The sequence below is a fragment of the Rhodococcus sp. P-2 genome (assembly GCF_016598535.1).
Classification (GTDB): domain Bacteria; phylum Actinomycetota; class Actinomycetes; order Mycobacteriales; family Mycobacteriaceae; genus Rhodococcus_F; species Rhodococcus_F baikonurensis.
Window position 1 is genome coordinate 3870441 of the sequence record NZ_CP066779.1, and the last position, 14553, is coordinate 3884993.

The 14553-nt window shown below is 62.5% G+C and carries 13 protein-coding genes and 1 pseudogene; 10 read left to right on the forward strand and 4 right to left on the reverse strand.

Annotation, left to right across the window (positions count from 1 at the left end):
* Positions 1-386: 386 nt before the first annotated feature.
* Entirely contained in the window at positions 387-896 is a 510-nt protein-coding gene (locus tag I7X09_RS29455) for an O-acetyl-ADP-ribose deacetylase (protein ID WP_042922970.1), read from the forward strand.
* 98 nt (positions 897-994) lie between these two features.
* Here I7X09_RS29455 and I7X09_RS29770 read toward each other — a convergent pair.
* Positions 995-1219, reverse strand: a pseudogene (locus I7X09_RS29770) (LuxR C-terminal-related transcriptional regulator); the annotation flags it as partial.
* 199 nt (positions 1220-1418) lie between these two features.
* Between I7X09_RS29770 and I7X09_RS18385 the strand changes: the two are divergent.
* The 8 genes from I7X09_RS18385 (at position 1419) to I7X09_RS18425 (ending at position 12292) form a co-directional block, all read left to right on the forward strand.
* On the forward strand, positions 1419-1826 hold the full coding sequence (locus I7X09_RS18385; RefSeq protein WP_200313232.1) for a hypothetical protein: 408 nt from the start codon (positions 1419-1421) through the stop codon (positions 1824-1826).
* Positions 1827-3029: 1203 nt separating this feature from the next.
* The gene (locus tag I7X09_RS18395) at positions 3030-3527 is read left to right on the forward strand and encodes a universal stress protein (RefSeq protein ID WP_200313233.1); all 498 of its coding nucleotides are present in this window, start codon (positions 3030-3032) and stop codon (positions 3525-3527) included.
* 541 nt (positions 3528-4068) lie between these two features.
* Positions 4069-4212 carry a hypothetical protein gene (locus I7X09_RS18400; RefSeq protein ID WP_200313234.1) on the forward strand — a complete coding sequence of 48 codons (144 nt, stop codon included), beginning with the start codon at positions 4069-4071 and terminating at the stop codon, positions 4210-4212.
* A gap of 238 nt (positions 4213-4450) precedes the next feature.
* Positions 4451-5593 (forward strand): Ig-like domain-containing protein, encoded by a 1143-nt coding sequence (locus I7X09_RS18405; protein WP_200313235.1) that lies wholly within the window; start codon positions 4451-4453, stop codon positions 5591-5593.
* Positions 5594-5622: 29 nt separating this feature from the next.
* A complete protein-coding gene (locus I7X09_RS18410) occupies positions 5623-7368 on the forward strand; it encodes an Ig-like domain-containing protein (protein ID WP_234036623.1) in 1746 nt (581 codons plus the stop codon).
* A gap of 104 nt (positions 7369-7472) precedes the next feature.
* The gene (locus I7X09_RS18415) at positions 7473-9596 is read left to right on the forward strand and encodes a phosphocholine-specific phospholipase C (protein WP_200313237.1); all 2124 of its coding nucleotides are present in this window, start codon (positions 7473-7475) and stop codon (positions 9594-9596) included.
* Positions 9597-9677: 81 nt separating this feature from the next.
* Entirely contained in the window at positions 9678-11147 is a 1470-nt protein-coding gene (locus I7X09_RS18420) for a cellulase family glycosylhydrolase (protein ID WP_200313238.1), read from the forward strand.
* An 83-nt stretch (positions 11148-11230) separates the two neighbouring features.
* Entirely contained in the window at positions 11231-12292 is a 1062-nt protein-coding gene (locus I7X09_RS18425; RefSeq protein WP_200313239.1) for an alpha/beta hydrolase, read from the forward strand.
* Positions 12293-12299: 7 nt separating this feature from the next.
* Here the strand turns inward: I7X09_RS18425 and I7X09_RS18430 are convergent, their stop codons facing one another.
* Positions 12300-12626, reverse strand: a complete 327-nt coding sequence (locus I7X09_RS18430) for a winged helix-turn-helix transcriptional regulator (protein WP_200313240.1) — start codon at positions 12624-12626, stop codon at positions 12300-12302.
* Positions 12627-12682: 56 nt separating this feature from the next.
* Between I7X09_RS18430 and I7X09_RS18435 the strand changes: the two genes are divergently transcribed.
* A complete protein-coding gene (locus tag I7X09_RS18435; protein WP_200313241.1) occupies positions 12683-13567 on the forward strand; it encodes an SDR family oxidoreductase in 885 nt (294 codons plus the stop codon).
* A gap of 61 nt (positions 13568-13628) precedes the next feature.
* Here the strand turns inward: I7X09_RS18435 and I7X09_RS29600 are convergent, their stop codons facing one another.
* Positions 13629-13757, reverse strand: coding sequence for a hypothetical protein (locus tag I7X09_RS29600; protein ID WP_003943237.1), 129 nt, complete (start codon positions 13755-13757; stop codon positions 13629-13631).
* A 179-nt stretch (positions 13758-13936) separates the two neighbouring features.
* Positions 13937-14509, reverse strand: a complete 573-nt coding sequence (locus I7X09_RS18440) for a TetR/AcrR family transcriptional regulator (protein ID WP_200313242.1) — start codon at positions 14507-14509, stop codon at positions 13937-13939.
* Positions 14510-14553: the final 44 nt, after the last annotated feature.

Consider the following 14553-nt stretch of genomic DNA (forward strand, 5'->3'; position numbering starts at 1 on the left):
ACGGCGTCCTGCTCGGCGGCGTCGATGCGGTGTCCACTGCGGACTACGACGCTGTGGTCAGCCTGTGCCGCATGGGAACACGGCAGGTCTGCTCCGATCACGTCGAGTTCTGGTTGGTCGACGATGGTCCCGATTCCAACGCCAACCTCGAGTTCGTCCTCGACGACGCCGCGCGCACCGTCCAGGCGTTGCGGGCTGAAGGCAAGCGCGTACTCCTTCATTGCGTTCAGGCACACAGTCGCACACCGTCGGTTGCGGCGCGATACTCGATGTTGATCGGACGTGACCCCTACGACGTACGCTCGGCTATGCCGTGGGCTCGCCCCAAGCGTGAACTCTGGAACACGGCTCTCGGAAACACGGCCGTTGGAAACACAGGAGGATCCATGCCCGCTATTACCGTCGTCGAAGGCGACATCACGACGCTGACCGTCGACGCCATCGTCAACGCGGCCAACTCCAGGCTCCTCGGCGGCGGCGGTGTCGACGGCGCGATCCACCGCGCCGGCGGACCGGAGATCCTGAAGGCTTGCGAGGTATTGCGCAACACCAGCCTCCCCGACGGCCTGCCGGTGGGTGCGGCCGTAGCCACCACCGCGGGAAAGCTCCACGCCAAGGCCGTGATTCACACCGTCGGCCCGAGGTATTCACGATCCGAGGACCGATCCGGATTGCTTCGGTCGGCGTACACTCGCAGTCTCGCCGTTGCAGACTCGATCGGCGCACGAACCGTCGCCTTTCCGTTGATCTCGGCAGGGGTCTACGGCTGGCCGAAGGAAGATGCGGTCCGACAGGCCGTTTCAGCGATTCGCGCGGCGAAGACCGAAGTCGAGACGGTCACACTGGTCGCATTCAACAAGGAGACGGCAGACCTGATGCGCCGCGCGATCGCTTGAACACCAGCGGCGCAGTCACGACACTCAGCCGTGCACCTGACGTGGACCAACTCGGTACGTGAATGCACGCTCGACTTTCGATACAAGTGCTGCACGTGGCTTTTCACGGTCGAGACGCCGATGAACAGCGCACAGGAGTTGTCGATATTGCTCACACCCTGTACCAGCAGTTCGACGACGTCGCGCTCCCGAGCAGATAGTTCCAATGTTCGGTCACTGCAGAAGAATCCGGCGCACTGGGCATACGATCCAGCATGCAGTAGGACTGTTCGACGAATCCGTGAAGCTTCTCCAGAGATTGATTCCTTCCCTCGAGAAGTCACCGCCGCGAACTTGTACCAGCAACTGTCATCGACACGGTGTCGCAGCTGCGCCAATCAAAGCGGTGACCAAGTGCGAATCCAGCGCCACCCGAGACGAGTTGCAATCTGGGCGATGGTGCGGGCTGACTCCAACAGATCAAGGACTTCTGAAATGCGAAACGACACCGGATGGCCGGTCACGCGACTAGCGTCGAATCGTATGACTGCACTCAACGCTATTTCCCGGATCGGTGTCACTGCCTTTGCGGCCCTTACGATCTCCGGCGTGATGATGCCGGGGACCGTGGCAGCGGCGCCGAGCACGGTTCCGTTCCAGATCGATCCTTACATCCCGCTCGTCGACTTGCCCACGCCCCACCTAGGAGCGATCGTCGGCGAAGAGTCGGGCGTCGCCGTGCTGCACGTGCGCCGCGCGCCCGGGGACGGAAACCCGCACTCCGCGGTCGTCCACTGGCTCAGTCTCGGCACCGGAGCGTACGGATCCGAGTCATTTCCGACACTGGATGCTCAACCCGTCACCATTCGTCCGGGCTCGGGTCAGGTTGTCGCATACGTCGATCCCCAGGCGATCGGAACACCGGGGTTCGGAACCTTCTTCGTCCCGTGACACCTACGTGTTCGCCAGACCGCGCCCTCTGCGCCGACAGGACAATGTCACGTCGTTGAACATGAGGACTCCTGCGCACGGTTGGACAGCGCGAGTATGAGAGCTTCGGACGCTCTACCTGCCATCGCTACGATGTCCTTGTCTAAGCGCGTGTGCGAGAGTCCGAGCACGTATTCGTCGATTCAGTTCGAACTCGGAATGCGATCGAAGCGGCCCGCAAGGACGATGTCTTCTCGGCCCAACTCGACCAACCCGTGAGGATACTCGAGCACTCGCTCATAAGATGGGCATACCTCACGCACAAACTGTTTCGCACCCCCCGGGGAGCGCGGTTTCCAACTCCGCCACGCGCGGTAACTCTTCCGCCAGGACCCCGAACCATCCATCCATGCCGAGGGCCGGTCGATTATCTTCGGCCTGGATCTCGCCCAGCGTACGTCCGGTGACTGCTCGTAGAACACCATCGATCAAGTGACCATAGGTGCCGACATGCTCAGCAAGCGCTGAATCCCGGCAGACCCGCACGATGGGTGAGGACGTCCCGCAACGCAGTGCAGGCTCTCCCTTGGTTCCGCACTCTGTCCAGTAACGACTCAGTGGTTCATCGAGTTCGAGGGCCCTGCGCGACTGCTGCCAAAGTGTCGAGTGAGGCAAAGGGTTTGGAGGTTGAATACGCGAACTCCAAGGTGTCGGAACGCCACTGCTGACTATGACCCCGCTCCGCCCAGCCTCCAGACAAATTCATCACCTCGCACCCGCCGATACCGACACAGCACCTCCCACCGAACTGACACTCCGGCCCAATCGACCTCAAGTAGTCGTGCTTGACACCAGTACCCCCTCACCGCCTAGTCTATACCCCCAGGGGGTATCGCCAATTCCCCGAGAAGGGAGTCATATGTCTACCCATCCGAAAAACTGACACACGTCCAGCGCCATCTTCGGTAGCGGTCGGAGGTTTGCGCGGAGCCCCTGGTCGGATTCTTTCCGAGATAGAGCCGAGCCCGACGAAATCTGAAGCGCACGACCCAGGTGATTGCCAAGCCACCGGCATCGATTCCCGCGGCCGGCGAAACGATCTCGGTGAGGCGACCGGACGGGAAGTGCGGGCTGTTCTTTCTCTCCCGTCAATTCACCCCTTCGGCCAGACAGCCGGCCGAATGTTGTTCAGCCCGAACGTCAATGACTAGAAAGGAAACACCGATGTCCACTCCAAAACTCCTCATCGCCTACGACGGGTCACCGAACGCGCGTGGCGCGATGCAAACCGCTGCAGGACTTTTCCCCGGCGCTATTGCAGTGTTGCTCTACGCCCGCCAACCGCTCGAAGGCTTTGCTGCGCACCTTGAAGGCCATCCGGCTCTGGAGAAACTGCAAGGCCTCGACGCCGCGGCATTAGACGTCTCGGAGAAAATTGCCACCGATGGCGCGGAGCTGGCACGCAGCTTCGGCCTTGTCGCGGAGCCCCTGATCTCGTCCACGATGGCCACAGCGTCTGAAGCTATCGTGGAGGCCGCCGAGGAACTGGACGTCGATGTCATCATCCTCGGATCCCGCGGCTTGCGGGGCTTCAAGGCGACGCTACTAGGAAGCACGTCTGCGAACGTCCTTCACCATGCCACTCGTCCCACTCTCGTAATACCCTCGGACGCAGTAGCTTTGGCACGCCGAAACAATCGGAGAACAGCAGACGCAGAATAATCACGCCCGAACAGCATGCAGAACAAACTGACTGGCCGATCTCGCAATCGGGATCGGCCGTCAGTGCGTTGTCAACGAAGACAATTACTACATCGATACTTCACGCAGGTCTTTGCCACAATCTGCCGACGGCCCCGAGGAGGCACCTAGGCGACTCCAATACAGCCTGAGGCGGTCGCGAAGATCAACGACGCACCCCGCGCCTGGTCCACTCGGAGAATCAAGCCCTGAGCGCCTTTCTGTGGCTTCGAGAGTCGATTCAGCCCCTCGGTAAAGCGGAGAAGAAATCCGACTGCGCAGCGTGGCAATTCTGCATGACCATTGCGGAATTCACACCGACCAGGTCGGCGTGGTCATTGCCAGTAGCCGGTGTTCGCACCTCTGATCGACAGCTGCTCGTTGCTCAGGATCGTTCACTACCCCGTGTCTGGACACATTCGCCTGTGCCTGGTGTGATCGATATCGAAGCACTACACCAGTTCCGCGTCAAAAACCTGAACTCCAATTGCTCAAGGAGTTCCGCACCGAACTCTTCCGTCGTATGTACGACGAACCGATTCATGCTGCAAACCTGAGGCTCGAGCGTGATCCCGATTTCCATGTCGAAGCCGACGAGATCTACCGGGAACCGGCGTACGACTTTCCGCCGCGCGGACACCACACCACGTTGAACACACCACGTTGAAGCGCTGGAAACGGGCCTGGCGAGTGGAGAAATTTCACCGGTTGGACGTTTGTCCAACAATTTGTCCGATTCGCATATTTCGCGGCGCGCTCTGTGTTCTACTCCTCTCCAGGGTTTGAGCTGGTGGTGAGCAAACGACAAAGACGTATTCGCTTCTCTGTCAGCTCGAGGCCGGTTCCCGGACCCGGCTTCAAGCCGAGAGCTCGATTTTTTCGAGCGCTACTCAAGGAGAATGTGAATGGTGTCGACGTTGATGCGCCGAGGAGTGGGGGTGGCTGCGTCCTTGACCGGATGCGTTGCCCTGGTCGTCGGCGGAGCGGGAGTGTCATCCGCCGCTGATGTGAACCTTCCGTTCACGGCGTCGTGTCACGGGTGGCAGTTCCCCGGCCCGATCACACACAACGAGACACGCGATTCCGGCGTCACGATCAGTGCCCCGACCGTGGTTCCGCCGAACTCCACCTTCACCTACCGCCTTGCCCCCAAGCCGATGACGGTCCCCAAAGACGGCTACGACCTCAGGTCGGTCGTGAACTGGACGCGTCTCAAGTTCGATTTCGACATTCCTGCGGGCACCACCTTCGTGGGAGCGCAGATCGTGGCCGGGACCAGCTCGAATCTGGGTGGGGTCGCTCCCTCGGTCACTCGTGTGAACGATGCCGGTTCACCCGATCCGAATGGGACGCATCTTCGTATCTCGGGCAACAACATCACCGCGGGCAACGGACCGAATACCGACGACAACGGCGGCGGCGGAATCGAAGTCGGTGGAGGAAAGACGTTCCAGCTCCCGGCAGTCGACGTCACCGTCACGTCCGGGGCCGTCGGCACCCAGATCAAGCCCATGCTCCGCGTTTCCGATACCAACTCGGGTTCCTACGACAGTGCCGCCAACTACCTGACCTTCCTGCAACAAGAGACCCTGCTCGGCGGCGTCAAGTACTGGCTGACCACCAATTGCTCACCACGCGACAACCGTTCGGCCGGATTGAACGCAGGCGGCCAGCCACTCGCCGTGATCAATGTCGACTCCAGCCTCGCCCAGACACAGACGCGAATCGACGCACCCGGTAAGGCTGTCGTCGGCGACTCCGTCGAGTTGACGGCAACGGTCACTCCTTGGCCGTCGGGAGGAACGGTGCAGTTCCGTGACGGAGGGGTCGATCTCGGCGCTCCGGTGGCCGTCGTCAACGGCGTCGCGAAGGCCAACCGCACGATGACAACAGCGGGCGACCACAACATCACGGCGTACTACACGGGATCTGCAGGCTTCATGGAATCGATGTCGGGCGCCGTGACGATCAGCGTCGTCGAACCGTCCGAGCCCGAGCCTGGCACCGGTAGCCTCGGCAGCCTTGGTACCCCTGGATTCGGGTCGTGAAAACTGTGAACAGAAACCAGGATTCGTCGATGAACTCGAAACTGCTACGCGGCTCTGCGATTGCAACAGTCTCGGTACTGGCAGGCGGATTGTTCTCCATCGTCGGCGGCGGAATCGCCTCTGCTGCCCCCGAGACCAAGAGCGTGGCCTTCACAACTGCATGCCATGTGCGCGAGATGGACGGTGTGGCAAGCCCGATCACGTTCAACGAGACGCTCGGTTCGGGAGTCACCATCACTGCGCCGACCACCGCGGCACCGGGTGCGACCGTCACCTACCGCGTGCAGCCGAACGAGATGAAAGCAAACAGCGGCGGCCATGCCAGCCGTGGAGTCGTGCATTGGGCCCGAATCAAGTACGACTTCGACATCCCGTCGGGCGTCGAATTCGTGAGTTCCCAGCTTGTGGCGGACAGTGCGTACGGCCTCGGATCCGACAGTGCCACTCCAACAGTCACACGGATCGACGACGGCGGTAATCCATCGACATCCGGAACGCACCTGCGTATCTCCGGATCGAATCGGACCACCGGAAACGGTCCGTCCTCCGCGGTTCGATCGAGTGACGGCATCATCGTCGGCGCCAACACCAAGTTCCGACTCCCCGCAGTCGACGTCACGGTCAAAGCCGGCGCGGCCGGTAGCGAGATCAAGCCTTCGCTGAGGGTTTCCGATCCCGGCTCCGCCAACTACGACGACGACCGCAATGCGCTCACCTTCGTCCAGCGCGAAAAGGACGTCTTCGGCGTCAACTACTGGGAGCGCTACAACTGCTCCCCGCGGGACAACCGGAACTCCGGCCTCAACGCCGGCGGGCAGGCTCTGACGACGATCTACGTCAGCCAACCGACAACGACCACGATCCAGATGCCCGGCTCGATCCAAGCCAGCACTCCGACAGAGCTTGTCGCGAAGGTGGATCCGGCTCCGGTCACTGGAAACGTTCAGTTCAGGGTGGACGGCGCTGACGTCGGTACACCTGTCACGCCCGGTGCCGACGGCACTGCCCGGCTACCGCATACCTTCTTCACCGCCGGAACCGCGCGGGTCTCCGCAACGTTCCAGGGAGTCAACGGATTCCAGAGTTCCAACTCGACAGAGGCGATGGTCACGGTGACTGCCGCCCCTGTCGTCAAGCAGACCGACACTGCCGTGAACGTTCCTACCGATGCAAAGACGGGCGTATCGGTGTCGCTGAGGGCGCAGGTCACGCCGACACCCACCGGCGGCACTCTCCAGTTCAAGGACGGCGCTGCTGATATCGGTGCTCCGATCCCAGTGGGCGCTGACGGCAAGGCCACTCTCGAACATGCTTTCACCTCGGCAGGATCTCACGCAGTGTCGGCCTACTACTCCGGCGCAACAGGTTTCATGCCGTCGATGGCATCGGCCCAAACGGTCACCGTGTCCGATCCCGCGCCGTCCGATGTCACCACCTCGACCTCACTGGCAGCACCCGCGACGGCCAAGCAGAATGTCGCAACAGAGCTGACCGCGACGGTCGCTCCCAATCCGGGCGGAGGCTCGGTTCAGTTCTTCGACGGTGACCAACCCATCGGACAGCCCGTTGTCGTCGGAGGTGATGGTGTGGCGCGACTGACCCACGCTTTCGCATCGACTGGTGATCATCGGATCACGGCGTCTTTCGCGGGGCGAAGTGGATTCACACAGTCCGCGTCCGACGAATCCGTCGTCAAGGTCTCTGCTGCGCCTGACGATGGCGGGAACGGCGGCTCGGGCAGCCTCGGTTCACTGAGCGGTCTCTTCGGTTCCTGATCGTATTTCGCTCGACACTGTTGCCGCTGCACCGATTCGGAGCAGCGGCAACAGCATGTCACGGCTGTAGTCATAGCACTGATTGATTTATCGATGGAGCACAGGTGTCCAGGAATTCTCTTTCTCGACGGTCCTTTCTCGCCGCCGGGGTCGGTGCGACTGCAGTCGCCGCCGCTTCCCTTCTGCCACCGTCCCTTCAGCGCGCACTGGCAACGCCCGCAAACTCCGGTGGGCTCAATTCGATCGAGCATGTTGTCCTTGTCATGCAGGAGAACCGATCTTTCGACCACTACTACGGCGCACTGAGGGGTGTTCGCGGGTTCGGGGATCCGAATGCGTTGCGTCTACGCAGCGGTCACAGCGTCTTCGAACAACCCGGGCCTACCGGTCCTGTGCTCCCCTTCCCCATCCGCGATTCCGCTGCGGCACAACGCATGGACACCCAGAACGTCACCGGGCTGGATCACAGCTGGGCGGGCGGACATGCCGCACTCGCCGACGGCTGGCACGACGGCTGGGTAGCAGCAAAGACCAGCACGACGATGGCCTACTACGACCGGCAAGACATCCCATTCCATTACGAACTGGCGGACGCGTTCACGATCTGCGATGCCTACCACTGCTCCGTGCCGACCTCGACGAGCCCGAACCGGAACTACTGGGTCTCGGGATACTCCGGATACGAGCCACTTTCGCCCAATCCAACCGAGTCGATCCTGCCCTCGGATCCACCCGGCCCCGAGGGAAGAGCTGTCACCAACGCGGCCTACAACCCCTGGCACGCCGGCTATGGATGGACGACGGTCCCCGAGCGGTTGCAGTCCGCCGGCATTTCCTGGAAGACCTACCAGGAGTGGGACAACTTCGGAGACAACAACCTCGAATACTTCACTGCCTTCAAGAAAGTGGCGGCAGGGCTGCTTGGCCGACCGAGCCTGCTCCCTTTCGAACTGCAGACCCTGGCCGGGTTCTATCTCGCGCTGCCGTCGATGCCGGCTCCGGTCCAGGATGCAGCGGTACTGGCCCTCGAGGATGCCGCAGACCAACTGTCGGCTGCTGATCGCCAACTCTACGATCGCGCGCTGTACCGATCCCGGCCCGGCACACTGGCCGCCGAGTTCAGGAAAGACGTCGAGTCGGGTCGACTGCCGCAAGTCAGCTATCTCGTTCCGTCCGAGGTGGATTCGGAGCATCCGTCGGGATCGTCACCCGCGGCGAGCGCAACACTGCTCTACCAAGTGCTCGACGCCGTCGCCTCCGATCCGGATCTGTGGGCCAAGACGGCCGTGATCGTCAACTTCGACGAGAACGACGGTTACTTCGACCATGTACCGCCGCCCCGACCGCCGCGCTCGATCGAAACCGAATGGGTCGGCAATCAGCCGCTCGGTCTCGGCCCGCGGGTGCCGATGACGATCATCTCGCCGTGGACTGTCGGCGGTTTCGTTTGTTCCCAGGTTTTCGACCACACGTCCGTCACACAATTTCTGGAGAAGCGGTTCGGAATCACGCAACCGGAAATCGACCCGTGGCGACGCACGGTGAGTGGTGACCTGACGTCGGCGTTCGACTTCGCCAACCCGCGTAGCCGACCGACCGTGTCCCGTCCGCAACCCACCCCACCACTGGAACCGCGCTGGACGCCAACCCCACCCACCGAACAGAAAATGCCCCTGCAGGAGAGCGGTACTCGACCAGCGCGGGCACTTCCCTATCAGCCCGACGCTCACATGAGCGTAAACCCTGGCGCCGGCTCGTTGACGCTCCATCTGGCCAATACCGGTGCCGCGTCCGCACACCTGGCCTTGTACCCGTATGCGCGAGAGTTCGACGAGCCGCGACATTACGACGTCGAGGGCGAGATCGACGACACCGTTGCACTCAGCGATGGCGTCTACAACCTGACCCTGTTGGGTCCCAACGGGTTCAGACGAGAGTTCGGCGGAGCGACCGACAGCGCGGCGGCCGCGCTCGACGTCTCCACCACCGTCGACGCAGGGTCGCGCACTCTCATGCTGTCCGCGACAAATTCCGAAAGTCGTGCACTGTCTGTCAATGTGGACGGGGACCGACGAAAACTCGCTGCCGGGGCACGCGGCCAGTGGACGGTGACGTCGGTGGACGGTTGGTATCAGGCCACCGTGACAGTCGACGAAGATCCTGAATTCAAGCGCGTACTCGTCGGACACATCGAAAACGGGCGGACCAGTGTCAGCCAACCGACGTGAATCAACACCCAGCGATCGAGTCCAGACCCGAATTTCCAGTGGAACAAGTCAATCCATCCACACTCTTGTAGGAGGCTATCCGTGCGTCGCATCCCGCTCTCGGCACTGATCATCGCAGGCTCGCTGGTTCTGGGCAGCGGCATCGCCGCTGCCGAAGGTAGCCTGCCCATGCCCGGCAGTGCCGGTGGCACGGACGTGCCGCCGTCATATCTGACCGACGACGCCGGCCGCTCTCTGATCCTGCGAGGGTTCAACACGGCGTCGAGCGCAAAAAGCGCTCCGGACGGCATGCCGAAGTTCACCGAAGCCGACCTCGAGCGCGAACACGCGGACATGGGAACAAATTTCGTGCGGTTCCTGATCTCCTGGCGATCGGTGGAACCCGAACCGGGACAGTACGACCAGGAATATCTCGACCGCGTCGAAGACCGGGTCAGCTGGTACGCCGACCGCGGCTACAAGGTCATGCTCGACATGCATCAGGACGTCTACTCCGGCGCGATCACTCCCGAGGGCAACAGTGGAAACGGCGCCGGCAACATCGGCAACGGCGCACCGGCCTGGGCGACCTACATGGACGGCCTTCCGGTCAGCCCTCAAGACCGATGGGAGCTGTACTACATCCAACCCGGTGTGATGCGTGCATTCGACAACTTCTGGAACACCACGGGCCAACACCCCGAACTGGTCGAGCACTACGCGAATGCCTGGCGGGCGGTGGCCGAGCGCTTCGCAGGCAATGACACCGTCGTGGCCTACGACCTGATGAACGAGCCGTGGGGCGGTTCCCTGCAGGGCCCCGCATTCGAAGGTGGACCACTCGCCGCCCTGTATCAGCGAACCACCAACGCCATCAGGGAAGTTGATCAGGACAGCTGGGTATGTGTGGCTCCGCAGGCGGTCGGCGTCAACCAAGGTGTTCCCAGCGGGCTCACCAAGATCAACGATCCACGTGCCGGCGAGCAGCGCATCGCCTACTGCCCGCACCTGTATCCGCTGCCCCTCGACCTCGGTGACGGATACTCGGGCCTCTCACGCACTCTCACCGACGCGACCATCGACACCTGGCGCGACAGCGTCGAACACATTGCGGGCAACGTACTCGGCGGCGCTCCGATCATTCTCGGCGAATTCGGCCTCGACACAACACTGCCCGGCGCAGGCGACTACATCGACCGCGTCTACACAACCGCCCGAGAACTCGGCGCGGGCGTGTCCTACTGGTCGAGCGATCCCGGGCCCTGGGGTCCGTATCTCCCGGACGGAACGCAGACGATCCTCGTCGACACCCTGAACAAGCCGTATCCCCGCGCTGTCGCGGGCACACCCACCGAATGGTCCTCGGCCGTTGACCGCCTCCAGCTGACGTTCGCTCCGGACCCCGCGGTGACGGCACCGACCGAGATCTATCTACCTGAGAGCGGCTTTCCCGGCGGCGTCGACGTCGCGGGTGCCGACATAGTGAACTGGGATCCCCAAAGCCGCCTCCTCACAGTGGAAACCGCGGACGACACGGGCCTCGTCACAGTCACGGTCACTCCGGCGGCCTGACCTCGAGAGTCGAAGTTCCTGGATATCCGTCCCGTTCTTTCGTAACGTACACACGACGGGTGATCCGCCGACGGAAGGCGAGTATGTCCACGGAGAAGATGTCTGTCCAAGATCGTGTTGCGCGGGTGGTTCTCGATGTCGTCGGCGCCTTACCGACCGGCGCGCAGCGCATTCTCGGTGGCAAGCCGAAGGAGATCGACGGGCAGACTCTGCACCCCGAGATCCAGCTTGCGCTGCGATTGCTCTCGGCAGTGGAAGGTACGAGCTTCGAGCATCTTCCGGTCGAAGAGGGACGCGCTCAGATCGACGCCGAATCACGGCTGTTCGGCGGTACGCCCATCGACATCGAGACGGTTCGTGACCTCGAGATCCCGGCCGGGGATCACGCGATTCCGGCTCGGCTGTATCGCCCGGCCGGAGTCTCCACGCCCGCTCCACTTTTGGTGTACTTCCACGGCGGCGGGTTCGTCCTCGGCAGCCTCGAAAGCGGCGACAGTGTGTGCCGCTTCCTGGCCCGACACGGCGAAATCAGCGTGTTGTCGGTGGACTACCGGCTTGCGCCCGAGTTCCCGTTCCCGGCCGGGGTCGACGACGCCGTCGCCGCCTTTCGGTACTGCGTCGAACATGCCGCAGAACTGGGCGCGGATCCGAGATCCATTGCGGTGGGCGGAGACAGCGCCGGCGGGAACCTGGCTGCCGTCGTCGCGCAGTCCACGACCGAAGACGCCGTCAAGCCCGTCTTCCAACTGCTCTTCTTTCCCTGGGTCGACCTCTCGTCGAAGCGTCCGTCGCACAGGATGTTCGGCACCGACTTCTTTCTCACCGACGCCCAACTCGATTGGTATGCAGCCCATTACCTGTCGGGCGGTGCTTCGGCTCTCGACCCGCGAGTCTCGCCGCTGCTCACTCCGGACCTGGCCGGACTGCCGCCCGCGTACGTTGCGGTAGCCGGTTTCGACCCACTACGCGACGAGGGCGAGGCGTATGCGAACCGGCTGCGAGAGGCCGGAGTTCCGGTTGCGCTGAAGCGTCACAGCGGATTGATCCATGCCTTCGTCAACACCACCGGCGTCGGCCATACCGGGCAAGACGCGATGTTCGAGGCCTGCGGCGCTCTACGGGTGGGACTTTCGGGCCCACATTGACGGCGGATCAGGAAACGGGGAGAGCCAGATCCGCCCACTCGACCATCGCTTCGAGCACGGAGCGCAGTTCCATCCCCGTCGCAGTGAGTTCGTACTCCACTCGCGGCGGCACCTCGGCGTAGGCAGTCCGGGTCACCAGGTCGAACTCCTCGAAACGTTTGAGCCTGGCCGACAGTGTCCTTGGACTGATGCCGGGCAATGCGCGTCGTAGTTCCGTGAAGCGCATGGGGCCGTGCGTGAGCTCACGAACGATCAGTGTCGCCCAAGGTCCGTCCAGGACCAGCAGGAAGCGCGCGACGCCACACTCCGGAAGCTCGTGACCTGTTTCACTCATCGATTCCCCATTAGTTCACTTGAAGTAACTGGTTCCCGATCTGAACTATAGGCGTCATGACTTACACAGTGCATGGCGCCACCGGCGCACAGGGTTCTCCCGTTCTCGCGGGATTGGTCGCGGCTCTCGCCGAATCGACAGGCGCAGAGGTCCGAGCAATCACTCGTAACCCTGACCAGACGTTCGAGGGTGCGAACACCGTCGTCGCGGACAATGCGTCAGTCGACGCTCTCGCCGACGCTTATCGCGGGGCGGACGGGGTGTTCTTTCACCTGCCACTCGCCGGCGACACCGAGACGCTTGCGGGTTACGCCCACAACGTTCTGGCAGCAGCGAGAGTGGCACGCCCTTCGCGCTTCGTGATCTCTACCAGCGGCACGGTCATCGGCGACGCCACTTCGCCGCTTGCCGGTCCCAACGCCCCCGTTCTCTCCGAGCTCGTCGACGGACTTCGCGCCGAAGGCATCGCGGTGACCGTCCTGACCCCACGCTTGTTCCTCGAGAATCTTCTTCTGCCCACCGTTCTGTCGGGGGTGAAAGACGATGGCGTCCTGCGTTACCCACTGCGGGCCGATCTCGCGGTCGCATGGAGTTCACATCTCGACGTCGCTGATGCAGCCGTCGCGGCCTTGACTCTCGACGGGGCCCCGGACGCGGTCGACATCGGACAGATTCCGGCGATCACCGGCACCGAATTGGCCGAGGCATTTTCTCAACACTTCTCGCGCGCAGTAACTTTCGAAGCCGTGACACCCGACGCCTTCGGTGCGTCGATTGCACCGATCATCGGAGCGGGCGCAGCGGCCGGGGTTTCTCAGCTCTACACGGGGCTTGAGTCCGCCGACAACGTCGCGTTCGACTCGGCGACGGGTTCTGCTGCCGCCTTGGGTATCACTGCCCGCAGCACCCGGGCCTGGCTGGCAGATCTCGGGGTGAGCTGAACGGAGCAACGCAAACGGCCGGCTCCGCGAAGCATCGCGTGGAGCCGGCCGTTTTCCGGGGTCACCGGTGCGTGCGGGTCTTCAACTGGCGGTTCAGCTGCCGACTCCCGAAGTCCAGACCGGCACCGTCACTGGTGGCCAGCACGGTGAGTCCAGCGGCGACCAGCAACGAAATAAGCACAACGCTCATGGTGAGTCACCTTTCTTCCTGTCGTGAAACGGTTTTGCGCCTCCGGGAAATGTCGACATATCCGGCACCCCACTTCAGCTGACCTCAAAGTATCTGTAACTATCGGTTACGCGCAATGTGTGGTCCCTCACCTGAAAGCGCAGGGTGATGCGCAGATCACGCTGCGCTCGTTGGCGGATTTACCCGGCCAGAACCATGTTCACGAACTCGTCGGCGAGTGCATGACGGTCCGCATCGCTGCGAGGAACCGCATCGGGCGCACTGTGCACCAGTTGCATCTGCCCCAGGTACATCGAATACGCAAGTACGCCACGATATTCCGCCTTCTGCCTGTCCATACCCAGATCGATCAACAACGTCACGATGTAGGCGACTCGGCGCTCGGTGACACGTCGAACCGCCGCCGAAACCAAAGGATGGCCGATCCCGGCAAGCAGTTCCGATTCCGCACGGCGTCCTGCCAGTCCGGTCGTGACCGCCTCGACCAGGCGACGCAATCTGACCTCCGCCGGTTCACCGGACGACTCGACGGACGAGATCAGACGCTCGGTTGCCAGGACCTCCCATCGATCGAGAGCAGCCTGCAGTAATTCGTCGCGGCTCGCAAAGTGCCAATAAAAGGAACCCTTGGTCGATCCGAGCGTGCGCGCCACCTTTTCCACGGCTACTGCATCAGGCCCATGGCTGGTCAGAGCCTGGAAAGCTGCATCGATCCACTGGTCGCGAGAGAGTCGGGCGCGGGCATTCGTCACCTCCGTACGGTACCGTATGGATAGGTTCCATACGGCACCGTACG

Excerpts from the sequence above, each read along its gene's own strand:
- I7X09_RS29455 (WP_042922970.1), top strand. The coding sequence starts at position 387 with ATGCCCGCTATTACCGTCGTCGAAGGCGACATCACGACGCTGACCGTC.
- I7X09_RS18385 (WP_200313232.1), top strand. The coding sequence starts at position 1,419 with ATGACTGCACTCAACGCTATTTCCCGGATCGGTGTCACTGCCTTTGCG.
- I7X09_RS18395 (WP_200313233.1), top strand. The coding sequence starts at position 3,030 with ATGTCCACTCCAAAACTCCTCATCGCCTACGACGGGTCACCGAACGCG.
- I7X09_RS18400 (WP_200313234.1), top strand. The coding sequence starts at position 4,069 with ATGTACGACGAACCGATTCATGCTGCAAACCTGAGGCTCGAGCGTGAT.
- I7X09_RS18405 (WP_200313235.1), top strand. The coding sequence starts at position 4,451 with ATGGTGTCGACGTTGATGCGCCGAGGAGTGGGGGTGGCTGCGTCCTTG.
- I7X09_RS18410 (WP_234036623.1), top strand. The coding sequence starts at position 5,623 with ATGAACTCGAAACTGCTACGCGGCTCTGCGATTGCAACAGTCTCGGTA.
- I7X09_RS18425 (WP_200313239.1), top strand. The coding sequence starts at position 11,231 with ATGTCCACGGAGAAGATGTCTGTCCAAGATCGTGTTGCGCGGGTGGTT.
- I7X09_RS18430 (WP_200313240.1), bottom strand. The coding sequence starts at position 12,626 with ATGAGTGAAACAGGTCACGAGCTTCCGGAGTGTGGCGTCGCGCGCTTC.
- I7X09_RS18435 (WP_200313241.1), top strand. The coding sequence starts at position 12,683 with ATGACTTACACAGTGCATGGCGCCACCGGCGCACAGGGTTCTCCCGTT.
- I7X09_RS29600 (WP_003943237.1), bottom strand. The coding sequence starts at position 13,757 with ATGAGCGTTGTGCTTATTTCGTTGCTGGTCGCCGCTGGACTCACCGTG.